Below are 23,066 nucleotides of genomic sequence, written 5' to 3'. Positions count from 1 at the left end.
TACAGATTTTTGTTATATTATTAGATGTAGCCGAAAATTATATATTCACTACAAAAACAGGGAGGACTATGATTATGTCTATTGCAGAAAAATCTCGTGCGTTAATGGTGCGCGAACATCAGCAAGTTAAGAATCGCCAACAATCAATGCTGATGCGTGCTGCACAAGAACTAGGTCTTCCTGAAGAAGCATCTCACTACTGGAACCCGATTCAAGGAAAGATAGATGCGACGACTAGGATGATTTATGGACGCAGCAACGCTACCATGAGCTAAGCATCAAAATTGATATTTTCAGCATCATGTGAGAAAAATAACTCTTTAGCTCAAAAAAAAAGCCACCCCACAGGGTGGCAAAATTTAAACTTTTAGTTTAGATACGATACTTAATTAAGCATCGTAATAGAGGTAAAACTCGTAGGGATGAGGACGTAGCTGCAACTGCTTGACTTCATTCGCTAACTTGTAGTCAATCCAATTTTGGATAAAGTCTTCTGTGAAGACGCCTGATTCTGTCAAGAAGGCGTGATCGTTTTCCAGTGCTTCCAATGCCAATTCTAAAGAACCTGGAGTTGAAGGAACCTTCGCCAGTTCTTCTGGAGAGAGTTCATAGATATTTTTATCTAAAGGGGCACCAGGATCTATTTTGTTTTTGATGCCATCAATACCAGCACAAAGCATCGCAGCAAATGCTAAGTAGGGGTTAGAAGTAGCATCTGGGCAACGGAATTCTAAACGCTTGGCTTTGGGGTTAGTGCCAGACAGAGGAATACGGATAGAAGCAGAACGGTTACCTTGGGAGTAAGCCAAGTTGACTGGTGCTTCATAACCAGGTACTAGGCGCTTGTAAGAGTTGGTACTGGGGTTGGTAATTGCCAACAGCGCTGGTGCGTGCTTGAGAAGACCACCAATGTAATGCAACGCCATCTCACTTAAGCCAGCATACTTATCACCTGCAAACAGAGGTTTGCCATCCTTCCAAATTGATTGGTGAGTGTGCATCCCGGAACCGTTATCGCCAAACAGGGGCTTGGGCATAAAGGTGACAGTTTTGCCGTATTTCTTGGCAACGTTCTTGATGACATATTTATAAATCATCAACCAGTCAGCAGCTTCGATCAACTTACCAAAGCGGAAACCTAGTTCGCACTGACCACCAGTGGCTACTTCGTGGTGATGCTTTTCAATGGGCACACCTAATTTTGCCATTGTTAACAGCATTTCTGTGCGAATATCTTGTAAAGAATCCGTTGGTGAAACTGGGAAGTAACCTTCTTTGAAACGTGGTTTATAAGCCAAATTGGGTTCTTCATCTTTACCAGAATTCCAAGCACCTTCTTTAGAGTCTAAGAAGTAGTAGCCTTCGTTAGCGGTTTGTGCAAAGCGCGCACTCTCAAAAATAAAGAATTCAGCTTCAGGCCCAAAGAAAGCTGTGTCCCCAAGTCCACTAGAAACCAGGTAATCTATTGCTTTTTGGGCAATAACCCGTGGACAACGGTTATACCATTCCCCTGTACGTGGTTCTTTAATACTACAAATTATACTTAGCGTTGGCACTTCCATGAATGGGTCGATCCAAGCAGTATTGGGATCGAGTACCATCGTCATGTCCGATTCGTTGATCGCTTTCCAACCCCGGATGCTGGAACCGTCAAAAGGTACGCCATCAGTGAATGCAGTCTCATCGATTTGGTTCTGGTAGAGTGTGAGGTGCTGCCAAGTCCCTACTGTATCGATGAATTTGAGATCAATCAGCTGAATTTCTTGGTCTTGGATTAATTTCAAGACTTCTTGTGGGGTTGTCATTGTTACTCCTTCTGTACCAATTTCCTAAAGTAAAACCAGAATCTTCCAAAGCATCCTAACCCTGCTGATCTCAATCAAGCCGTGACACACCTGAAATATCTTAAATACTAGATATTAAGGTATTTTGTACTTTATGTTACAGATATCTGGATTACAGGTTATATTAACCTTTCGCCGCTCGTCTGTATAAAACTGGAAAGTTCATCACATAGGGGTCAACTTTGGCATAGAATCCTTATGTAGTGGATAGATTGTTTTTGTGCCGAATCTATTTTTAATAGCACAAAAATTTACTGCTGCATAAGTGCAGCCAAATAAATATCAAACCATAGATAGCAACGATTGGGAGAAAATGGAATGCGCGATGCGGTAACAAATTTAATTAAGAATTATGACGTAGCTGGTCGGTATTTTGACCGGAATGCACTTGATAGTCTCAAGTCTTACTTTGACAGTGGTACAGCACGAGTACAAGCGGCAGCAGCGATAAATTCTAATGCAGCTGCACTTGTCAAACAGGCTGGTTTAAAGTTATATGAAGAACTGCCGGAATTGATTCGTCCTGGTGGAAATTCTTATACAACCCGCCGCTATGCGGCTTGTTTAAGGGATCTAGACTATTACTTGCGCTATGCGACTTATGCACTGGTTGCTGGTAACACAAATGTGTTAGATGAGCGAGTGCTACAAGGGCTGCGAGAAACTTACAATTCTTTAGGAGTTCCGATTGGCCCGACGGTTCGCGGTGTCCAAATACTCAAGGATCTAGCTAAGGAACAAGCAGCCACAGCAGGTGTGGCTAATGCTGCTTTTATAGATGAACCATTCGATCACATCACACGCGAATTGAGCGAGATTGATATTTAGACTTTAATGGTCACCCCACAAGAATTATCAACAGCGATCGCACTTTGATTTGATGGGGCGATCGCTTTTTTCTGAACTCTAGTAGGAGTTGAGAGATAAAATTGCCAACTTTTAACCTGTTGTTTAAAGGGAACTTCAAGAAATAATTTATCCTGTTTGAAGTTGCTGAGTGATGATTGATGACTGTTGACTATAAGCAGTAGGATATTTTTACTTAGAAGTCCCTTAGTTGTATATTCTTGAACAAGAAAAAAGTTAAGACAATGCTGACGGCGGGCTGCCCTACGCAACTCGCAAATCTTCAGGACTCCAAGCAAATAAAAACAATAGCATAGCTGTTGACACTCAACAACCATGCTATAATTTTATATTTAGAAGTACCTTTGGAAATCCAGTTGTTCCTATACTTTAATTTTCATGAAATAGGAATTATCTAGGATTAAGGTGGCGTCTATTTCCCCATCCGGGATTGACAATGGCGGCTAAATCTTCTTCTGATAATTTGTCAATCTCAGTATTTAGTTCTTCAACGGTGAATTCATAACCACGCTCACGAGCAATCTTAATGAAAGCTTCTGGATTAGCTGTTGCTTTGAGCCTTTCTTGTAATGCTTGATCTCGTTTTACGGCTTCAAAAAGTCGGGCAGCATTTTGCTGTGTCATAATCGCCTGTCTCCTGTTTGAAATATCAGGTTTGAGTGCAGTATTTTGACTTCTGCGACTTCACTAAATTTAGTAAAGAATTTTTCAATTGGGCATATGCTTTTATCTTATAAACATAAAGAGAAAATGTGTTGATTTTGACAAAAAAATATAACTATTAAGATAAATTGTTACGTCTTGTTTGGAAAATTCAGTCCGGAGATGGTAGCGATATTTAGCAGAACTTAAGCAAGTGAAACAGCGTCAGAAAAATTTATAGTATGAATGTATTATCAGGCACAATAGAAGTTGCCGATGTTTGAAGCACTAATTATGGAAGAATTATTGAGTTTGAAAGACTTGCTTGTTAAGGGCGATGTTCAAGGAGCATTGCTAATAGTAGAAGAATTAACACAAATGAGCCGAAATGACATAATCAACACGATTCGTAGCTATGCAGTGATTCTATTGTTGCATTTGATTAAACAACAAGCTGAAAATCGCACAACTCGCTCTTGGGAAGTCTCTATTCGGAATTCGGTTCGGGAAATTCAACGAGAAAATAAGCACTGCAAAGCAGGGGGCTATTATCTGACGCTAGAAGAATTGTTAGAAATCTTAGCAGAAGCCTATTTAAATGCCATTGATGAGGCTTCCTTTGAAGTAGAAGAAGGTCGTTATGAAGCCCAAGAATTAGAAAAGCTGGTTAACCGAGAAGAAATTATCAATCGTGCTTTAGGTTTAATCTTCTCAGGAGAGTCTAATTAATTGGCTAAACAACGACTCGATACATTATTAGTAGATTTAAATTTATGTTCTTCTCGCGCCTTAGCACAGAGGTTAATTCAAGCAGGGGAAGTTACTGTTAATCAGCAGGTAGTTGATAAACCTGGTACAGAAGTTGATATTGCAGCTCAAATAAATATTAAAGAGCGATCGCCTTTTGTTTCTAGAGGAGGTGAAAAACTCTCCAAAGCTTTAACAGTGTTTGCCATTCCTGTCGCTGGACGCATTTGTTTAGATGGTGGAATTTCGACAGGTGGCTTTACTGATTGTTTGTTGCAAGCTGGGGCAAAACTAGTTTACGGTATTGATGTTGGTTACGGACAAGTTGACTGGCTCTTAAGAAATGATTCGCGAGTAATTTTGCGCGAACGCACCAATTTAAGACAGCTACGACCAAATGATTTGTACGGTGAAAATGACCCAATTCCCGATTTGGCAGTAGTGGATGTTTCGTTTATTTCCTTAAGCAAAATTCTGCCTGCTTTGTGGGAGCTAACTCAAGCTAGCCGGGAAGCTATATTATTAGTCAAGCCACAGTTTGAAGTTGGCAAATCCCGTGTGGGAAAAAAAGGAGTTGTGCGCGATCCAAACGACCAAGCGGACGCTATTTTCCAGGTGTTGCAAGTGGCTCAAGAATTAGGATGGAAATACAAAGGCTTAACTTGGTCGCCGATTACTGGACCGGCTGGAAATATCGAATATCTTTTATGGTTGGGAATGGAAAGTGAAACATCACCACCTAATTTAGAAGCAGTTAAGCAGACCGCGCAATCAGCAACAGTTGATTTACGGAAAAATTGAACAAGAATGCAGAATTGAGAATTCATAATAAATTGAAAACCACTAAATCTTGATTGCAAAATGGTGTGCAGAAGATTTAGTGGGGATTTAAACCCAATAAACTTGGGTTAAGGTTTATTGACAAAGAAAACTGAATCTTTTAGACGCGATGAATCGCGTCTCTACATGAATATTTTCAGGCTTAACTCAAGGTTATTGGATTTAAACCTACATATTTATCAGGTATTCGTACAGAATTTATACTGAGTCCTGAATTCTATCTTGTTAAAGGTCGTATATCAGACACTCTACGGAATCTGGATGGCGATCGCAATAGTTCTCTAAAGAGGTTTTCTTTTGTTTTGCTCGATGCCGATCAGATTTTTCAGCTTGTAATTCTTCGACGATATCCCAAGCTACGGCACAATTAGCAGAATTACTGCCATTCAACTCACAAGTTGCACGAGCATCACTAATGGCTTCTAAAATCGTTTGCTCAAGAGTTGTAGCCACAGCAGCTTGATTTACGTTTAAGGTTGTCATGTCACTTTCACCTTATATTTTCAGAGATATAAATCAATGGCAGAGATTCTAATGACCTTAGAAAGCTCACATTTACAGTTTAGATATGTTTGTCAAAAAAAGTGGTGTAAATACCGTCATCTTTTTAACAAACTTGGGTGAGGATTTCCCTCTGGCAATCTTTGCTTGAATAAGCTAATGCATTTTCTGTTAATTGCAGCCACGAGCAAAGATGATCATCTTCTCAATCTTGCATTGGAAATCGGCAATTGAGATGGATTGTCAGAAGACTTTGATAGAAGTTGATAAATGCTTATAAAGGGTAACAAATGAGAAACAATTATTAGTTATTCTCAATACTTTATGCCTAGTTCTTGTCGCAAACGATACAGAATTGTGTTTTGGTCAACTTGAGAAAGAATTTCTTGAATGACGCTGCTAGCGCCCAACTGTCCCCAAGTGCAGCCTTTTTCCAGATAGACTTGAGCGGCTTTGCCAACGGAGTATGCGCCATAACCAGCAATCCCAGCTTGGGCGATCGCACTGCCAGCGAAGGCAGTAATATTTGTCGGATTATCGCCAGTGGCGATCGCAGCTGTACTCTTGCCCAAACCCAACACGAAACTACTACCTAATTCTCCCAGCAGTAAGCCACCAGAACTCAATAAAATAGTTTTAAAAATTTTTCCTGCTTCATAACTAGTCATTGGTAAACCATACAAGCGTGCCAAAGCGCGAATCAAAGCCAAATCAGCAATAGCCCCGCCCAGGATATCTAAGAAGGCGATGGGATTTAAAGCTACTGCCAAAGCTTTATATTTAGTAAATTGCCAGATGATGTCTTCGGCTTCTTGTTGGCGTAAGTCGATGGTTTTTTGAGCGATCTTTGCTTCTGCGTCTCGTGCTTGGATGAGTGCATTTAAAGCCAGAAGCGATCGCCCTTCTCGATTGAGAATGTTCAAAATTGTCTGCTTGAGTTCGTCCACTTGTGGTGGTGGTGTCTCCCATTCATAGGTGATGCGACCATCAGGCCATTCAACCCGCACCTCCATTGGTGCTGGTTCCGCCGCCACCATGACAATTTCATCGGGTAGTAAAGGCTTTGCGGGGAAATTTCCTGCACCCAGTTGTTGCAAATTTTCGTAAATCGCGCTTTTGTCTGTATCTGGGTACAAGTCTATCTTGTTAAACACCAAAATCAAAGGTTTTTGTGATCGCCTTAATTCCAGCAATCCTTGATACTCAGTGCGAGTGATATCACCAGATACGACAAACAAAATTAAATCCGCTTGACGCACTACTTCTCGTGCCATGTCTGCCCGTGACTCGCCCTCAATTTCGTCTAATCCTGGTGTATCAATTAACTCTACTAATACCTTGTTTCCTGGCTGCCAGCGTACCGACCGAGGCCATTGGGTAACACCATTGAGGGGGCCAGTTTGCAGAATCTTGTCTCCCAGCAGGGCATTTAAAACTGCTGACTTTCCACGACTCACTAAACCAAAGACGGCAATTCTAATAACGTTAGAATCCAGTTTATTGAGTGTAGAGTTGAGAGTTTCTAATTCTGGTTTTACAAAAGATGCTAATTCGGGGTTAGATGACAACTGTCCTGATTTGCGAAGATATCCATACCAAGACAGCGCTTGTCTAAGACTGGCGCGGGCACGGTTTAAGTGAGACTCTTGCAGATTACGCACAAAGTTAGGTTGATTCAAGGTTGGACAAACAACAGGCTACATATCCATTTTGCTCTAATTCCAATTAGAACATGGGATTATGTTTATTATCCCAACACTTGCGATCGCGCCAATCTCTACCAGTATGCTCGCATTCAGCTGCATCATCTATCCAAGGAATTGATGTAGAGTGATGTGAGATTCCGATGGAAGTAAATAAGTTAGTAGTAAATAATGGCAATAATAAAGATAAAGTTATCAAAGTAAAAATTGGTAAAATGATAAAATATCCAGCCAAGAGTATTATCTTAATTCGAGTTTTGAAAAGCTGATAATTTTTATTTTTTTGAGTAATTTTTAAACTCAATTTTGACTTTGATAATAGCATAATGCAACCCTGTTAAAAGCAGCTTATATAAGATAGATTTGATTTTTTCAAGCCAAGCTGACTCAGAGCTAGCCGAAAGAAATCTTAGCTCTCAGTATACTTAGCTAGATTAAATTCAGATATCTATACAATTACGAATTTGTACGTAATCAGATTATTAAAGCTATACACTTTAATGTCAAATATATAAGTCAGGACTTCTTAGAAATTTTAATTTTTGAGCGCTAAAAAAGATTTTTAATGAAAACCTGTTGAAGTTGTGGTTATTGTACCTACGTAAATACTGATAAATTTAGAGAAATAGTTAATTTTTTTATGCCTAAAGACGATAAATCTGAAGTTTCATGCAGCAGTGCGTCTGAAATTCTTGGTTATGATGATTTTTTATTTGAGCTAAAAACTCAATTTCTAGCGCTCAATTACGAGCGGCAGTTGCAGTCAATAGAGAATTAGTATTGCTCTACTGGCAAATTGGGCGAGATATTCTTAATCACCAACAGCAGCAGGGTTGGGGTGCAAAAGTCATCAATCGTTTGGCAACTGACTTGCGAAAAGCTTTTCCGGAGATGAAGGGGTTTTCACGTACTAATCTTATGTACATGAGAGCATTCGCTGAGGCTTACCCAGACGAGCAAATTGTCCAACAAGTTGTTGAACAAATTCCTTGAGGTCAATGTAGAGAAAATTATCTTTCATCTACAGCCTACTGCCGTCGATGCTGCAAAAACCACTGATAAAGTTCTGGATTATGATATGTTTGCGTCCACGAGTCGTGTTCGGCTTCTGGGTAAACTGTAAATTTCACATTTCCGCCGCAGGCTTGTAATGCAGAAACCATGATTTCGGACTCGCTTAAGGGAACGATATCATCCTTTGCTCCATGAAATACCCACACAGGAAGATTTTTCAAGTTTGGTGCTTGGGTTAGCTTACCACCACCGCAGATAGGTGCGATCGCCGCGAATATTTGGGGTTGTACTGCTGCTAAATGCCATGTTCCGTAACCACCCATGCTTAAGCCAGTCAGGTAAATGCGATCTAAATCCACAGGATAGGATGCGATGACTTCATCCAAAAGAAGGCTCAATCGCTTTACTGACCAATTTTGACCGCGTGGACATTGGGGAGAAATAACAATGAATGGAAAATCAGGCTGTTCCTCTACAATTTTAGCAACGCCGTGGTTTTTCACCTCATCTAGGTTAGAGCCTCGCTCACCCGAACCGTGTAGAAACAAAATCGTTGGCAAAAGCGGTTGTAGTAAGCCGTTGCGATCAGGTAAAAATAAGAGGTAGTTGTAGCTTTGGGTGGAAGTAACTTCTAATTGGGTTGAGGACATAGCATTGAAAAATTTTGTGAGTTCAACTTTTGCGAACAGCAATTGTATAACTTGCTCGCTGTGTAGCTTCCCGTTGACTCTTAATTAAGCGAAAGTCATTGTCTATATATAAATGTTCTAAAAAAGAAGTAGCTAAATAGACTTTCTCAAATTTTTTGACAGTATTTCTGTCCATCTCTTCTAATTGCAGTTCTGGCTGTAAATCTATCTTTGATGATGATTGCTTCAATTTAGATTCGACATTTTTCGTAAACCACTTGTCTGCATCCTCAATCGTTAATGGAATTTCTCTATTTCCCCATGCCTGGAATATACCAACATTTTTTATATTCCACTGCTCATTTTTAATTGAATAGTGTTGCAATAACATTAAGTCATAAGCTGGTAGTTTTGAGGCAAATTTTTGCCAAAAACCAGACTGATGTCCGAGTGCATAACGGGCAACATTTGCATAGTAACCATCATTATGAAAAATTTGATAAGACTGCTCGTGTATCCTACCAGGTAAAATGTCTTGAAAAGGGATAGTAGACCAGATAGGCATCCAACCACCGATCACGATCGCTACTTGATCTGCAACTTGAGGAAAGGGGTTGCGCTGGCTCAATTCTGCAAAATATGGTGCTAATTCGTTTTTATAAAATTCTACTTTGGCTCTTAACGACTCTTGATTGCGGTCTTTAACAAGTTCTGTAATCTGATTTTTAATTTCTACCGGACTCCAAGATGTCAATTCTTCGGAAGTTGTAATATTTTCCATTACCGCTCATCCTTGGAGAGTTTCAAATCTGATAATTCTTTGATTACAAATGTAGCATAAACTCCGAAGATACGGTAACAGGGAAATGGGGAGTGGCAAAAGGTAAGAGAATTAATCACCAATCCCCGATACCCTTGTTTCTTCAATCAGCGACTACCGCCAAATTCGATTTCCATCTTCGTCTACTCGTGCTTGGCGAATTACATCAGAAATCTCTTCAGCATCTTTAACGTGGTGGAGTGCTTTCTTTTCACCATCGGGTTCATCGACAACAAAGTAAGTGGGGACTGTAATTTCGTCACCTGTAATATCTGCTACATGATCGACAGCTACCTGTTTAGCCTTTTCTTCAACAGATTGAGGCTGATCGGCGATTCTATCTCCAGGATTTGCTGTTAATTTTTCTTCATTCACATCTGGCTTCTCACGAGTATCGCGATCTTCGCTCACTGGTTGATTAATTTGATTTTCTTGTTTATTCTCACTCATGGCTTTTTCAGGTACTAACAAATGTTCTACTTAATAAAATTTTAAAAAATCAAACGTATAAAGAATTCTTTCTCTAGAAAGATTTTGATCATATATTCCGAAAAACATATCTGAAGTAAGATATTAATTAAGAGTTTGATAAATAATCTCAGACTCCAGAAATATAACCTGAGTTAAGGCGTTGTTGATTAAGAATATAAATTTGCCTTTAAGCATCTCTATTGGCGTTGGTGATTGCGATCGCCCCATTAGGCAATTATCAGCATGACAAGGGGGTATTTTTAGTGCGTGCCTTCAGATTAGGTTATTTCTGCGGGAGTTGTTATACCGTTTCTTTTTGAAGCTGCGCCAAATTTTAACTTTTTTCAACCCATAAGTGCTTCTCTACGAGACGCTACGCGAACGCCTTCCCGCAGCGTAGGTAGGCGAAGGTTAGCGCAAAGGTGAGGCAGCCCGGTCTTCTCCCAAAGGGAGAGGCTAGCGCCAAGGGGATTTCCCCCATAAGCAACTGCCAACGCAGAGGTTTTCTCAAGATAATTTGCTGTGCCCTAAAATGATTAGGCGCATCTTCATAGAGAATTGGTATAAATTAGTATAAAAAGATAATAAGTTAGTCCAAAACATCAATATTTTGCTACCAACTGTAAATCATAAATAAATTTTTCTATTGATTGTACAGTCCATAAGATGACTTGACTTCCCATTGTTCGTTAGTTCTTTCTAAATATAGCAAACTCCCATACTGGGGTGGCCCTGCTGGACAATGAGCGGTTATCTGAATTAATGCCTGGGAAAAATCCACAGATAATCCTGGTCGAGTCAAAGTATATATAACAGACCACCTATAATCATAGTCATTTATAATTTTCTCAGACTGTTTATTGGATATTAGAGTGATTTGAGGATTTGTAATCAATGGAATTAAAAAGGAAGGTTGATCATTGATTGAAATCCAATTATCGTATGTCTCTTTTTGCAGATTAGGAAAACCTATAATTTTCATTCCATGAATTAACATCTCTGGAATCCGCAGATTTTCCCAGGAGATATTAGGAACCAGAGAAGTGGTAGTTAAAAGATAATTATTAGACATTTCATGCAGAAAGTCTTTTTCCATCTTTGAATGTTTAATTACAGCAGAAAAAACTTGTGATTCGTGTTGCGATCGCATAATCTCCTCTGTTGACATCAAGCTGCATGTACAATTTATAATCTATTGTCCTTGTTATGGATCTCAATTTGACTCTCAAGGTTGAATCGTTCCTCGTCCAGCTTTTACCACCACCAAGTGCTGTAGTAGTCAATCACAAAGTTCGTTTGGTTGCTGAAAAACCTAGTATAGATCCTCGTTAACCTTGCAGTACCAGATCGGAGTGAGCAATGCCACTATATTTTTTCAGCAAGTGATAAATTACAAAAGATTCACAAAAATTACTGCTTAATTTGAATTTGTCAGCTAATCTGACAACAGCACTTTTAATCCTCAAGACAATGATAGCAACTAGTCCCACGATTTTAGCCCTAGATTTTGACGGAGTGATTTGCGACGGACTAATTGAATATTTTGAGGTAGCATGGCGTACCTACTGTCAGATTTGGTCGCCTACTGATGACACACCACCAGATGATTTGGCTTTGAGATTCTACCGCCTACGTCCTGTAATTGAAACGGGTTGGGAAATGCCTGTTTTAATCAAAGCCTTAATGGATGGAATTCCTGATGAAAAAATTCTTCATGAATGGGTAACTATTGCTCCTCAAATATTGTCAGACAATAAAGTACAGGCAAAAGAAATAAGTGCAAAACTAGATAATCTGCGGGATGAATGGATTGCTACAGATTTGGACGGCTGGCTAAGTCTGCATAGATTTTATCCGGGAGTAGTAGAAAAAATTAAAGCAACTATTGCTAATGAAGTTAAATTATACATTATCACAACTAAAGAGGGGCGTTTTGTGCAGCAATTATTGCAACAAGAAGGAGTGAATTTACCACCATCAGCCATATTTGGAAAAGAAGTGAAGCGTGCCAAATACGAAATTCTGCGAGAATTAATTCAAACAGCAGAAAATTCAGTCAGCTTGTGGTTTGTAGAAGACAGACTCAAGACATTGCAGTTAGTCCAACAGCAAACAGATCTAAAGGATGTGAAATTATTTCTTGCGGACTGGGGGTATAATACGCAAGCAGAAAGGAAAGCTATTCAAAACAATGGGCAAATTCAGTTAATATCACTGTCTCAATTTGCTAAAGATTTTTGTGCTTGGTATTAACCCAAGATAATCTCACGCCTAGATGCAGAGTTTATCTTTGTAGATTTGCGTGAGATTGAAACATCAGGTAATATCATGTCCGGTTGAATACTTATGATATCTGTGAGGGTCGGTAATGGAAATGGGTAATGGGTAGTGGGTAATCGTCAGTTATTTATTCCTTTTTTCCCAATTAGCAATTACCAATTAGCAATCACCTATTACCAATTACCAACAACACCAACCATATCGGAAGAAATTAGCCGAACTTGATATAAGATAAACACCCCCAATGGTGTAAAAAACAGTATTACTGAAAAATCTATGCTTGACCTAACAAAACTAGCGCGACAAATGCAGGGCTTAAGTCAGCATCTTTCTTTAGAAGCTGTTGCTAGCCGCCAGCGTTTAGAATTGGCACAACAACATCTAAAAAATGCTTACGAATCTCAACAAGATTTAATTGATCGCCAAGAAAAATGGCGCGATCGCATTCTCTTTGCTAATGCTACCCCAGTTGAGCCGCTAGAAACCTGCATTGATATCCCAGTTCCGCCAAAAATTCATACTGTCATTGCTACCGATGGTTCCCAAATTGCCCCCAACCACCATGAAATTGCTTACTGTTATCTATTAAATATCGGCAGAGTTGTCTTGCATTACGGACAAAACCGCCATCCCCTACTCGATAGTTTGCCAGAGGTATTTTATCACCGAGAAGATTTATACATGTCTCAGCAATGGGGAATTAAAATCGAGGAATGGATGAGTTTTCGCCGTACTGCTTCAGAAACAACGGTTTTAGCCGAATTAGCTTGTGCAGCCAAAGCAGAAGCACCAGCACTGGCAATGGTAGATGGTTCTTTAATTTACTGGTTTTTAGAAAAATTGCCGATGGATGCACGCGATCGCATTTTACCCCCGATCCTAGAAGCTTGGCAGCAAATGCGTGATGCTCAAATTCCTTTGATGGGGTATCTTAGCGCCTCCCGCAGCATCGAAGGTATGAATTTTTTACGTTTGTTGGCTTGTCCCCATTCAGTACCAGACTGTAAAAGTTATTGTCCAAATCAGCTAGAAAAAGTACCTTGTAAAGTTTTTGAACAGCTACGAGATACTTCCCTTTGGACAACCCGACTCAAACCAGGACAACGCAGTACCTTATGGCGCAGTAATAATCCGATTCTTGAACTCTACGGCGACCAAACTATTTACTTTTGTTATGTCCACGTTGGCACCGAAATTGCCCGGATTGAAGTTCCCTCATGGGTAGCCCAAAATACAACTATGTTAGACCAAGCATTGGGATTGATGTTAGCACAAGTACAAAAAGGATACGGATATCCAGTGGCGATCGCTGAAGCCCATAATCAAGCAGTAGTAAAAGGTGGAGATAAAGCGCGTTTCTTTGCCCTCTTGGAACAACAAATGATTAAAGCTGGTTTGAAAAATGTCGGAACTTCCTACAAAGAAGCTAGAAAGCGAGGAAGTATTGCTTAAAAGATGTTTTAAAAGTGCTGGCTAGCTGAGAGGTACCCAAAGTTTTAATGATTAAAACTAAAGTGCAAAATTAACTAATTCAAGCGACCAATCGCAAGATGTCGCTCATCACAAGAGTAGTATTGAGAGTTAGCAAAAGTACTCCAAGTGTATCCGACAATTTCTTGAGCTTGATTAGAGTACAATCTCAGTACTCCTTGTCCTAAACCGCCATGAAACGAACCATCTACTTGACGGCGCGTGTCAGTTTTACCATGTCCTGACCGACTTTGATCGATGACTTTTATTGACCACTGTCTAGTTTTTGGCACAAGGGGCTTTGAAAACAGTTTTTCTGTTACAAGTTCTGCAACTAATAAAACGTGTCCAGTATTGTCTTCACCTTCTGGATACTTAATCGCAATAATATCTCCAGCCTTAATTTGTTCTAACTTAATAATTTGTTGAAAGCGATTTTGATTAATAATACTATTGTAATAGTTTTCGGCTAAAGGACGTTGTGTATTCATCCATTGTTGAAAAAATTCTGGTGTCCAGCCATAACTATGGGACAATAGCTTATTGATAAATCCACTGCAATCTGCTTTCGAGATATAATCTTTAGCTCCTGAAAATCCTTTCCAATTAACGAGTGTAGGTTCGTGTTGATATTTGTTATTTTTCGGATGTAACCCGCTCAATAATATCAATGCATCTTTCAGATGTTGTGGCTGTTTAACAGCTTGTACTTTTTGGCTCAAAGATAAAGTTATTCCAGCTGTGCCACCCAAAATCCAGGCTAAAAAGATTCGTCTTGGTAATAGCATATAGATTGCGCCTTATTTTTAGCATACAGATTTAATTTTATTTGCAACCGTTATCATCGCACAAAACTGATACTTAGTGGTTTTTGCAAATATAAAGTCAGAAAATTCTAGAAAGTATTGAGCTGAAAATCTTACAAAAACTGAAATAGAGGCTCAAAACTCTCAAATACTTTTTCAAGCAACTTAATTTATGCTGAAGTTTTTTGTAAAGTTTTATTAGTTTCGTTTACGTAAAATAATACTTCTTATCTTAAAGATAAAATAACAATGTTTACTTTATCTTTTTTTTAGGGAAATCTATATTTAACAGAGGATTGAGTGAACAGCAAGCTAGTTTACTCATTATAAAAAAGCTATATTTTTACCTCTAATATAAAGTTAATTACGTGTTTATTTACATGTTAAACAGTCCTCATGGGAATAAAAGTTAGATAGCCTCTAACTCGACAATATTCCACGAGGATGGTTATTTGATTTGTGAAAAACGTATTAACTTATTTAACAAATATTAAATAAGCTTTATGCCCGAAAAACTGATGAAATTAGCTCAATCCAAGTTCCAACAATTGGAAGGAAAATATTCTCGATTTTTCTCACTTTCTATAGATTTACTCTGTATTGCTAATTTTGATGGTTATTTTAAGTATTTAAATCCAGTATGGACAAAAATGCTAGGTTGGTCAAATGAGGAATTAGTCGCTAAACCCTTTATCGAATTTGTTCACCCTGAAGACCGTGAATCAACTATTCAAGTAGCTCAAAAAATTACCCAATCTGTAGATTTTATTGCCTTTGAAAACCGTTATCTTTGTCAGGATGGTGGCTATAAATGGCTGTCATGGAATGCAACAGGCTTCATAGAAGAAAAGTTAATTTATGCAGTAGCTCGTGATATTACTCCTAATAAAGAGAATGAAATCGCTCTACAAAGAAGTATCCGAGAATTAGAAGCTTTTAAATTTGCCTTGAATGCTCACTCCCTAGTAGCTATTACTGATAAAACAGGCAGAATCACCTATGCTAATGACCAATTTTGTGAAGTTTCTAAATATTCTAGAGAAGAACTTTTAGGACAAGACCATCGAATTATTAATTCTGGTCATCATACAAAAGAATTTTTTGATAATTTGTGGAAAACTATTAGCAAAGGCAAAATTTGGAAAGGAGAAATCAAAAATAAAGCCAAAGATGAGACTTTTTATTGGGTCGATACTTTAATTACCCCAATGTTAGACTCTGATGGAAAGCCTTATCAGTATGTAGCAATTCGTACTGATATTACACAGCGCAAGCTTTCAGAGTTAGCTTTATTGGAGCGATCGCGCTTATCTCTTTTGAGTGCAGAAGTCAGTTTAGCATTATCTCAAAGTGGGACGCTGGCAGAAATTTTACAAAACTGTACAAATACTATTTCACAATATTTAAAAATCGCTTTTGTTTGTATCTGGACTTTTGAGCGACAAACAAACCAGCTAGAATTACAAGCTGGCGTTCAATGCACAGATGTTACTTGTAGTGCTTTGAGCAATAGCCAAGATTTTCCAAATCACATGGTTTTAGCCAATAATATTGTTGGCTTAATGACTCAAAATCATCAAGCCATTTTCAACCAAGAATTTGCAACTGAACGTTCAGAATTACTACTCAATTCTCCATCTTCTATTTTTCGTTTTTCTGCCTATCCTTTAATAGTAGAGCAGCAATTAATCGGGATAATCGCTTTATTTAGTGAAGAATTATTTAGCGAACCAACTCATAACTTGTTAAATTGGATTGCGAATAATATTGCTGTAGCTATTGACCGGATTTGGGCTAGAGAAGAACTTCTCAGCCGTCGGGAAGCATTATTACTGCGTTTGGCTAGTCAAATCCGTAGTTCTCTTGACTTAGATATCATTCTTGAAACTGCTGTTAATGAAATTCGCAGCTTCTTACAAATTGACCGTTGTTACTTTATTTCTTATTCACCGCACCCATCTGAGCCAAGCCTGAATATCACCTCTGAAGCACGAAACCCCAACTACCCTAACTTACCAACGATGTTAGGTACTATTCCACCGCAAAAAAGTACTTGTTTGACTAAAATACTTCTTTCTCAAGAGCTAATTTGCATCGACGATGTTAATAGTAAATCGCATCTTGATAATGTGCAAGAGCTTTTGAATGATGGTATTACAGCTCAACTAGTGCTACCGGTTAAGAGTAATTCTGGGGAAATTGGAGCAATTGTTTGCAGTCATTATAGTGGCGATCGCTTTTGGAGTAACAGTGAAATTAGCCTGCTACAAGCTGTTTGCGACCAATTAGCAATCGCTATCGATCACGCACAACTTTATACGCAAAGTCGTTCTGCTACTTTAGCCGCCCAAACTCAAGCCGAAAAACTCACCGCAACTTTGTATCAGTTGCAGCAAACTCAATCTCAACTGATCCAACATGAAAAAATGTCTAGTTTGGGACAATTGGTAGCTGGAGTTGCTCATGAAATCAACAATCCAGTGAATTTTATTCATGGTAATTTAGCTTATGCTCATGAATATTTTCAAGAGTTACTAACTCTCTTGCACCTCTATAAACAATACTATCCTCAGCCCAATACAGAAATTCAAGATTTTGCTGAGAAAATAGATTTAGAATTTATTACCAGCGACCTTTCTAAACTTTTGTCTTCCATGAAAATGGGTACTAATCGTATCCGTGAGATAGTTTTGGGGTTACGAAATTTTTCCCGCCATGATGAAGCTGAGAAAAAACAAGTTGATATCCATGAAGGAATTGACAATACTTTATTAATTTTGCATCACCGCTGGAAAAATAATGGAATAGGGCTGGATATATCTATCGTTAAAGAATATGGTAATTTGCCCTTAATCGACTGCTATGTAGGACAGCTTAATCAAGTATTTATGAACATTTTGACTAATGCGATCGATGCATTAGAAGAGTCAAAATCAAATGCAAATACAATAGAAAAACCGCAGATTAGAATTCGCACGGAAATTTTAGACAATAACTTTGTTGTGATTCGGATTATTGATAATGGAGCCGGAATTGCAGAAGAAGTCAGAACGCGGTTATTCGATCCATTTTTCACCACAAAACCTGTTGGTAAAGGAACAGGGCTAGGATTGTCAATTAGTTATCAAATTGTAGTCGAAAAACATGGTGGGATTCTCAAGTGTATATCAGAACCAGGACAAGGTACAGAATTTTGGATTCAAATTCCAATTTAAAACAGACTAGGAAATGCTAAGCGTAATATTTCTATCTGATAAAGCGGTTCTGGAGCTATAAAGAAAATGAGTTTTTTATTAAAAGCTATCCTACTACTAATTAACTTAGGAACAGGATGTTACTTGACTTTAGCTAATCCTTTAAAAGTCTCAGAGCAAACATCAGCTAAATTTAGTTTTGTTATTCGGCCAAAAGTATTTTTAGCTATGGGACTATTGCTTAGTCAATTTTTTGTTCTGTTTCTCTTTGCAAGTATTGTATTTACACCTATTACACAACTTGTTTGTAATTGTTCTTCAAACAATATATCTATTTCAAATATTGATTTAAGTACGGGAGAAAATACTCTAACAGTAATGTGTAAGTTAACAGAAAACTATTGGTTTGGTAACCAAAAAAGTGAAGTGCTAGTTTCTGAGTTACTAGAGGCTAAAGTGGAAACAGAGATGCAAACGGATAGTCAAGTTAAACCTCTATACTCATATAAAATTTTACTACTAACTGATAAAGATAGTTTTTCTTTTTCACGCGGAGGATACCCAAAGTTTAAGCTTGAAGAATTACAATCAATAGTATTAAAAATTAATAAATTTTTAAAAAACCCTACAGAGAACAATTTAGCGGTTATACTTGATGACACTTTTCTGGGTTACATTGCTGTCATAATTACTGTATTCTGTGGAATATTAGCGTTGCTAATAGCGTCACCAGGTTTATTTATCACTTGTAATTTTGATAAAGAAGCAAATATAGTAAAAATTAGTCGTTATAGGTGGTTTGGAACGTTAGGATAAACAGTTTTTCAATATTCTTTGAACGAAATTACTGATGTGAAGCTTGAACGCAATGATACTAGTATAGGCAAATGCTTTTTTAGGGTTATTTTAGTACTAAAATCGGATGAAAATTTACCATTAACGCCTGATTATACTTCAAATTATATCGATGGAGATTTTATAGTTAGACTAACTAAAGATTTTCTGAACTAAAACATTAAGATGAATTTACCTGAATTGACTTTTGCAAGAGGTCTACTCTCTAAATTTCAAAGCTAGGCATAGAGCCTATTATAATTTTGAATTTTGATGCCTTGGCGGAGCTTTTTAAGGCTCCGCTGTTCAATTCACCAATTTCGTTGGATATAGGAATTAAAAACTCCTAACTTCTAATTATTTACTACTCTGTACTTTAGCTCTAATTAACCAGTCAGCGTCCTGAGCGCAAATTTCCTGACCAGAGGAATCTCCTAAGCGGTCTAGTGCCAATAAACAAGTATATTTCAAATCCCAAATTCGCGAATTTAGACAATTTTTGAGTTCGGGAATTGCTTGGGAATTACCCAATTCACCAAGAGCGATCGCACAAGCACCGCGAGATTTCTGAAATTGGGGTTCGCGATTGTGCAAATTTTCTATTAACAAATCATAAGCAGGAGCATATTTTAGCCAGCCCAAAAGTTTCATCACATGATAGTGACCGCCATAATCGTTATATGCTTTATCTGCATAAGTTGCTAAAAGTGCTGCTGGCGCTTCCTGGGGATAAATATCTAGTAAGGTTTTTGTTGCTAAATAGCATCGTCCAAAATCAGTTTGATAGAGTTCCTCAATCACAAAATTCAATACAGGCGTCACATCGTATTCATGTACTAAATCAATGTCATTGGGGCGATCATACAAAACTTGTTCTAAGTGAGGTTGAACTTCTGCAAACGTAATTTCACCAGATGGGACGCCTGCATCTAAAAGCATCCGCAATGCTCGCAATCGGAATACCAAAGATACAGGACAACGGGCGATTTCTGGAATGGCTTTATAATAGCGCGAATCAATTAAATCTTGAATACACCCGCGTCGTGCATTTACATTCGGACTCTGCAACAACGCCATTACCTCAGTTATTTGGGAATAGTCACCCGTAAACCGACAAACTGTAGCGAGGGCTGCACTACGGGTAGGTTCGTCCTCAACTTGCGTGAATTTACGCACACGTTCTAAGGATGGTTGATAATTAGCATGTGCCAACGTATGAATAATTACCCGATAAATTTGACCTGGTTTATCAAGTAATTGTGCCACTTCTTCTAAAATTTTCGGGTCTTTAGTGCCGATTTCACCAATTGCCCAAACAGTATTTTCTACAGTATAAATATCATCATCTTGAAGGCACTGGCGAATTACAGGTAAAGCTGATTCGGCCTGCAATCGTCCGAGACTTTCCACAGCCTTGCGTCGGACAATGCGGTGGTCTAAATCAGCCGGGTTACTGGTTTCAATCGCCCGTACCAAAGCTGCGATCGATTGTTCTGTGGGAAAATTAATTAAATGCGAAACCGCAATGTATTTATCAGAAGCATCTTCGAGTTCTTCTAAAGGTGTATCGATAATGGCGATCGCTTGTTCTTCGGTTAGCCCAAAAATGTTAAAAAACCGTTTATCCATTGATTTATTAATTGCTGAGGAAAATTATCACGTTTACTATCGTAATATGATTGAAACTCAACAAATATGTCGGGTTCTCACACGCTAAGCCCTACCTACAAAAAAATGCCAAAGGTATTACTAGGGATACCACTTTTTTAGAAAATGGTAATTCTATATTTACTCATTCAGAAATCGAAATAAAGATATCTGTTGTCAAAGCGACTAGGGGCTGGGGATTAGGTATTAGGGATTGGGTTAAAAATAGAAAAATATATTGGCTTGGAGCTTTTACCCACCAAATTTAAAAAACTTTTTTCGGTACCCAATCTCAAAGCGACGTTCCTCACTAACGCCGCAGCCAGTTCAAATAATAATTTTATGCTATTGGTTGAAAATAATTTTATAAATTCAGCTAATTCAACCAAAAATTTTAATCATACAATTGCTTAAAAATGGCTAGAATTTTTTTAAAATAAGAATTCAACGGAGAGATAGGGATTTGAACCCTAGAATACGTTTCCGCATTACAGCATTTCCAGTGCTGCGCCTTAAACCACTCGGCCATCTCTCCAGATATCACAATTTACAACTATAGTATAAAGTTCCCAAAAATGCAAAGATAAAAAGATTTGAAGTTAATCTCAAAGTTCAAATCTCACAAACAAAATCCAGATGTCCCGTAGATATACAATTCGAGTTCGCGATCGCGCCACTGGCCAAACATACACCCTACAAGTGCCAGAAGACCGCTACATCCTGCACACTGCCGAAAAACAAGGGGTAGAACTGCCGTTTTCCTGCCGTAATGGGGCTTGTACTACTTGTGCTGTAAGAGTGTTATCGGGAGAAATTTACCAACCAGAGGCGATCGGCTTGTCGCCAGAATTACGTCGCCAAGGTTATGCCTTGTTGTGTGTGAGTTACCCCCGTTCTGACTTGGAGGTAGAAACACAAGACGAAGATGAAGTTTATGAACTCCAATTTGGACGGTACTTTGGTAGGGGTAAAGTTAAAGCAGGTTTACCGTTAGATGAGGAATAAGATTTTGTTCGCCCACAGGTGCAGAGGAGCAAATTAGTGTGTCGATACGTTTTGGTGTTTGGGCAAAAAAAATAGGCATTTTAGTTTGTCTGTTACTGCTGGTGAGTTGTCAAGGTAAAAATCCCCTGCCAAACAATCAGGCGCAGGTGAAGATTGCACGGGTAGTTAGTGGGCAAAGTTTGGAAGTGTTAGGTATGGCGGAACAACCAAATTTGATTTCTCAAGTGCGGTTAGTGGGAATTGATGCACCAGATTTGCGACAGCGACCTTGGGGCGAACAAGCAAAAGAACAGTTAGAGAATTTAATTGATGGTGCAGATTCAGTAACGCTGGAGTTTGATTTAGAAACAACAGACAAAATTGGGCGAACCCTAGCTTACGTATGGAAAAATAAAGTTTTGTTGAATGAAGAATTAGTTAAACAAGGGAATGCATTATTTGTTGAGCGATCGCCGAACCATAAATATGACCAACGTTTAGAACGTGCCCAACAATGGGCTAGACTCATGGGGCTAGGAATTTGGAACCCAGAAAAACCCATGCGTCTCACTCCTGCTGAGTTTCGCCGTCTGAATCTCTAAGAAGATGGGGAGATGGAAAGACAATGACAAATGACTCAATAGCACGCTTGTTAAGCTTCAATGATTGATATTACTGGTTTTGGGGTGTGGGGTGTGGGGTGTAGGGAATTAAGAAGAAGTAACCTCTGTTTGATCTCTAAGAAATGAATGGTGATTAACACTATACCCTACCCCCTACCCTCTGCCCCTACGCCTGGTTTCACATCAGTCTTAGTGCCATTCGACCAATGACCAATGACAAATGACTAATAACTAATGACTAATCTACAAATTTTTCTAGATATTGCTACAGAAGCAGCCTTAGCTGGTGGTGCTATACTGCAAAGCTACTTGGGTAAGTTAGAAGATGCAATTATTGAAAAAGGACGTCCTGGTGATTTAGTTACCGCTGCTGATAAAGCCTCAGAAAAGTTGATTTTAGAAATTTTACGTCGCCATTTTCCCCAGCATTCTATCCTCGCTGAAGAATCAGGAAAATTAGGCGATGGAGAAAATGAATACCTCTGGGCAATAGATCCTTTAGATGGCACAACCAATTACGCCCATCAATACCCATTCTTTGCCGTTTCCATTGGGCTATTAATTAATGGCGTGCCACAAGTTGGTGTTATTTATGACCCCTTTCACAATGAGCTTTTTCGTGCTGCTGTTGGTTTGGGAGCAACACGCAACCGTCAGGCGATCGCAGTTTCCGCAACCTCCCAACTAAATAAGAGCTTACTGGTAAGTGGATTTGCCTACGATCGCCGTGAAACTTCTGATAATAATTATGCTGAATTTTGTCACTTCACGCATTTGACTCAGGGAGTTAGACGTAGCGGTTCCGCATCGCTGGATTTGGCGTATGTTGCCTGTGGACGCGTCGATGGTTACTGGGAACGCGGACTCTCACCTTGGGATATTGTCGCTGGAATAATTTTGGTACAAGAAGCTGGTGGCAAAGTTACCGCCTACGATGGCACTCCCTTAAACATCGAGTCAGGTAGAATTCTCGCCACCAACAGTTATATTCATGACAGCGTAAGTCGTGAACTTCTACAAGTTCCGCCCCTGTCAGCCTGGAAGTGAGGGGGATGAGGGGGCAGGGGGAGCAGGGGAGGCAGGGGGGCAGGGAAGAATAATTAATGACCAATGACCGATGACCAATGACAAATATAATTTGCTACTAACG

At 38.9% G+C, this 23,066-nt stretch carries 27 protein-coding genes and 1 tRNA gene; 15 read left to right on the top strand and 13 right to left on the bottom strand.

The annotated features are described in order from the left end of the window. The first annotated feature begins 74 nt into the window (after positions 1-74). The gene (locus FCR06_RS01855; RefSeq protein ID WP_073638537.1) at positions 75-275 is read left to right on the top strand and encodes a hypothetical protein; all 201 of its coding nucleotides are present in this window, start codon (positions 75-77) and stop codon (positions 273-275) included. A gap of 114 nt (positions 276-389) precedes the next feature. Here FCR06_RS01855 and glnA read toward each other — a convergent pair whose 3' ends face one another. After that, positions 390-1,805 carry a type I glutamate--ammonia ligase gene (gene glnA, locus FCR06_RS01850; RefSeq protein ID WP_138497143.1) on the bottom strand — a complete coding sequence of 472 codons (1,416 nt, stop codon included), beginning with the start codon at positions 1,803-1,805 and terminating at the stop codon, positions 390-392. Positions 1,806-2,162: 357 nt separating this feature from the next. Here glnA and apcB point away from each other — a divergent pair, with 357 nt between their 5' ends. Further along, complete coding sequence (apcB, locus tag FCR06_RS01845) at positions 2,163-2,672, top strand: allophycocyanin subunit beta (RefSeq protein ID WP_138497142.1); 510 nt, start codon at positions 2,163-2,165, stop codon at positions 2,670-2,672. Here the strand turns inward: apcB and FCR06_RS01840 are convergent. Then, positions 2,669-3,028, bottom strand: coding sequence for a hypothetical protein (locus FCR06_RS01840; protein ID WP_138497141.1), 360 nt, complete (start codon positions 3,026-3,028; stop codon positions 2,669-2,671). The genes apcB and FCR06_RS01840 overlap by 4 nt on opposite strands. Before the next feature lie 73 nt (positions 3,029-3,101). After that, positions 3,102-3,335, bottom strand: a complete 234-nt coding sequence (locus FCR06_RS01835) for a Nif11-like leader peptide family natural product precursor (RefSeq protein ID WP_138497140.1) — start codon at positions 3,333-3,335, stop codon at positions 3,102-3,104. Positions 3,336-3,647: 312 nt separating this feature from the next. On the opposite strand from FCR06_RS01835, the gene FCR06_RS01830 reads away from it, so the two are divergent. Continuing rightward, complete coding sequence (locus FCR06_RS01830; RefSeq protein WP_138497176.1) at positions 3,648-4,082, top strand: DUF29 family protein; 435 nt, start codon at positions 3,648-3,650, stop codon at positions 4,080-4,082. After that, positions 4,083-4,901 carry a TlyA family RNA methyltransferase gene (locus FCR06_RS01825; protein ID WP_138497139.1) on the top strand — a complete coding sequence of 273 codons (819 nt, stop codon included), beginning with the start codon at positions 4,083-4,085 and terminating at the stop codon, positions 4,899-4,901. It begins immediately after the preceding gene. Positions 4,902-5,165: 264 nt separating this feature from the next. On the opposite strand, the gene FCR06_RS01820 is transcribed toward FCR06_RS01825, so the two are convergent. The 3 genes from FCR06_RS01820 to FCR06_RS32345 form a co-directional block, all read right to left on the bottom strand. After that, positions 5,166-5,423, bottom strand: coding sequence for a Calvin cycle protein CP12 (locus tag FCR06_RS01820; protein ID WP_138497138.1), 258 nt, complete (start codon positions 5,421-5,423; stop codon positions 5,166-5,168). A 332-nt stretch (positions 5,424-5,755) separates the two neighbouring features. Next, entirely contained in the window at positions 5,756-7,102 is a 1,347-nt protein-coding gene (locus FCR06_RS01815) for a GTP-binding protein (RefSeq protein ID WP_138497137.1), read from the bottom strand. Between the two features lie 64 nt (positions 7,103-7,166). Continuing rightward, on the bottom strand, positions 7,167-7,379 hold the full coding sequence (locus FCR06_RS32345; RefSeq protein ID WP_189523295.1) for a hypothetical protein: 213 nt from the start codon (positions 7,377-7,379) through the stop codon (positions 7,167-7,169). A 405-nt stretch (positions 7,380-7,784) separates the two neighbouring features. Here FCR06_RS32345 and FCR06_RS33305 point away from each other — a divergent pair, with 405 nt between their 5' ends. Then, positions 7,785-7,922, top strand: coding sequence for a hypothetical protein (locus tag FCR06_RS33305; protein WP_223280007.1), 138 nt, complete (start codon positions 7,785-7,787; stop codon positions 7,920-7,922). A gap of 2 nt (positions 7,923-7,924) precedes the next feature. After that, a complete protein-coding gene (locus FCR06_RS01810; RefSeq protein WP_262984638.1) occupies positions 7,925-8,137 on the top strand; it encodes a DUF1016 N-terminal domain-containing protein in 213 nt (70 codons plus the stop codon). 35 nt (positions 8,138-8,172) lie between these two features. Here FCR06_RS01810 and FCR06_RS01805 read toward each other — a convergent pair whose 3' ends face one another. The 4 genes from FCR06_RS01805 to FCR06_RS01790 form a co-directional block, all read right to left on the bottom strand. Beyond that, on the bottom strand, positions 8,173-8,808 hold the full coding sequence (locus FCR06_RS01805; RefSeq protein ID WP_138497136.1) for a prolyl oligopeptidase family serine peptidase: 636 nt from the start codon (positions 8,806-8,808) through the stop codon (positions 8,173-8,175). A gap of 22 nt (positions 8,809-8,830) precedes the next feature. Beyond that, positions 8,831-9,568 (bottom strand): hypothetical protein, encoded by a 738-nt coding sequence (locus FCR06_RS01800; RefSeq protein WP_138497135.1) that lies wholly within the window; start codon positions 9,566-9,568, stop codon positions 8,831-8,833. Between the two features lie 153 nt (positions 9,569-9,721). Next, a complete protein-coding gene (locus FCR06_RS01795; RefSeq protein WP_138497134.1) occupies positions 9,722-10,057 on the bottom strand; it encodes a hypothetical protein in 336 nt (111 codons plus the stop codon). A gap of 664 nt (positions 10,058-10,721) precedes the next feature. Next, a complete protein-coding gene (locus tag FCR06_RS01790; protein WP_138497133.1) occupies positions 10,722-11,246 on the bottom strand; it encodes a hypothetical protein in 525 nt (174 codons plus the stop codon). A 38-nt stretch (positions 11,247-11,284) separates the two neighbouring features. On the opposite strand from FCR06_RS01790, the gene FCR06_RS34150 reads away from it, so the two are divergent. From FCR06_RS34150 to FCR06_RS01780, 3 genes are all read left to right on the top strand, one after another. Next, a complete protein-coding gene (locus FCR06_RS34150) occupies positions 11,285-11,410 on the top strand; it encodes a hypothetical protein (RefSeq protein WP_262984637.1) in 126 nt (41 codons plus the stop codon). 138 nt (positions 11,411-11,548) lie between these two features. Next, a complete protein-coding gene (locus FCR06_RS01785; protein WP_138497132.1) occupies positions 11,549-12,331 on the top strand; it encodes an HAD family hydrolase in 783 nt (260 codons plus the stop codon). A gap of 303 nt (positions 12,332-12,634) precedes the next feature. Continuing rightward, positions 12,635-13,810: a DNA double-strand break repair nuclease NurA gene (locus FCR06_RS01780; protein WP_138497131.1), complete on the top strand. Its 1,176-nt coding sequence runs from the start codon at positions 12,635-12,637 to the stop codon at positions 13,808-13,810. 74 nt (positions 13,811-13,884) lie between these two features. Here FCR06_RS01780 and FCR06_RS01775 read toward each other — a convergent pair whose 3' ends face one another. Next, positions 13,885-14,616 carry an NlpC/P60 family protein gene (locus tag FCR06_RS01775; RefSeq protein WP_138497130.1) on the bottom strand — a complete coding sequence of 244 codons (732 nt, stop codon included), beginning with the start codon at positions 14,614-14,616 and terminating at the stop codon, positions 13,885-13,887. Positions 14,617-15,137: 521 nt separating this feature from the next. Here FCR06_RS01775 and FCR06_RS01770 point away from each other — a divergent pair. Further along, on the top strand, positions 15,138-17,849 hold the full coding sequence (locus FCR06_RS01770; RefSeq protein ID WP_138497129.1) for a PAS domain S-box protein: 2,712 nt from the start codon (positions 15,138-15,140) through the stop codon (positions 17,847-17,849). A gap of 66 nt (positions 17,850-17,915) precedes the next feature. Next, positions 17,916-18,644, top strand: a complete 729-nt coding sequence (locus tag FCR06_RS01765) for a hypothetical protein (protein WP_138497128.1) — start codon at positions 17,916-17,918, stop codon at positions 18,642-18,644. Positions 18,645-19,019: 375 nt separating this feature from the next. On the opposite strand, the gene FCR06_RS01760 is transcribed toward FCR06_RS01765, so the two are convergent. Beyond that, a complete protein-coding gene (locus FCR06_RS01760; protein WP_138497127.1) occupies positions 19,020-20,291 on the bottom strand; it encodes a HEAT repeat domain-containing protein in 1,272 nt (423 codons plus the stop codon). A gap of 50 nt (positions 20,292-20,341) precedes the next feature. Between FCR06_RS01760 and FCR06_RS01755 the strand changes: the two genes are divergently transcribed. Then, positions 20,342-20,578 (top strand): hypothetical protein, encoded by a 237-nt coding sequence (locus FCR06_RS01755; protein ID WP_138497126.1) that lies wholly within the window; start codon positions 20,342-20,344, stop codon positions 20,576-20,578. A 179-nt stretch (positions 20,579-20,757) separates the two neighbouring features. Here the strand turns inward: FCR06_RS01755 and FCR06_RS01750 are convergent. Next, positions 20,758-20,844, bottom strand: a tRNA-Ser gene (locus tag FCR06_RS01750). A 101-nt stretch (positions 20,845-20,945) separates the two neighbouring features. Here FCR06_RS01750 and FCR06_RS01745 point away from each other — a divergent pair. The 3 genes from FCR06_RS01745 to FCR06_RS01735 all read left to right on the top strand — a co-directional run bounded on the left by FCR06_RS01745 (position 20,946) and on the right by FCR06_RS01735 (position 22,963). Further along, complete coding sequence (locus FCR06_RS01745) at positions 20,946-21,314, top strand: 2Fe-2S iron-sulfur cluster-binding protein (protein ID WP_138497125.1); 369 nt, start codon at positions 20,946-20,948, stop codon at positions 21,312-21,314. Between the two features lie 38 nt (positions 21,315-21,352). Beyond that, positions 21,353-21,895, top strand: coding sequence for a thermonuclease family protein (locus FCR06_RS01740; protein ID WP_411267974.1), 543 nt, complete (start codon positions 21,353-21,355; stop codon positions 21,893-21,895). Between the two features lie 255 nt (positions 21,896-22,150). Continuing rightward, entirely contained in the window at positions 22,151-22,963 is an 813-nt protein-coding gene (locus tag FCR06_RS01735) for an inositol monophosphatase family protein (RefSeq protein ID WP_138497124.1), read from the top strand. The last annotated feature ends 103 nt before the right edge of the window (positions 22,964-23,066 follow it).

Origin of the sequence: Nostoc sp. PA-18-2419 (assembly GCF_005869855.1) — a bacterium.
Lineage (GTDB): Bacteria > Cyanobacteriota > Cyanobacteriia > Cyanobacteriales > Nostocaceae > Nostoc.
The sequence above is the reverse complement of the archived record's forward strand: the minus strand, read 5'-3'. Positions and strand labels throughout refer to the sequence as shown.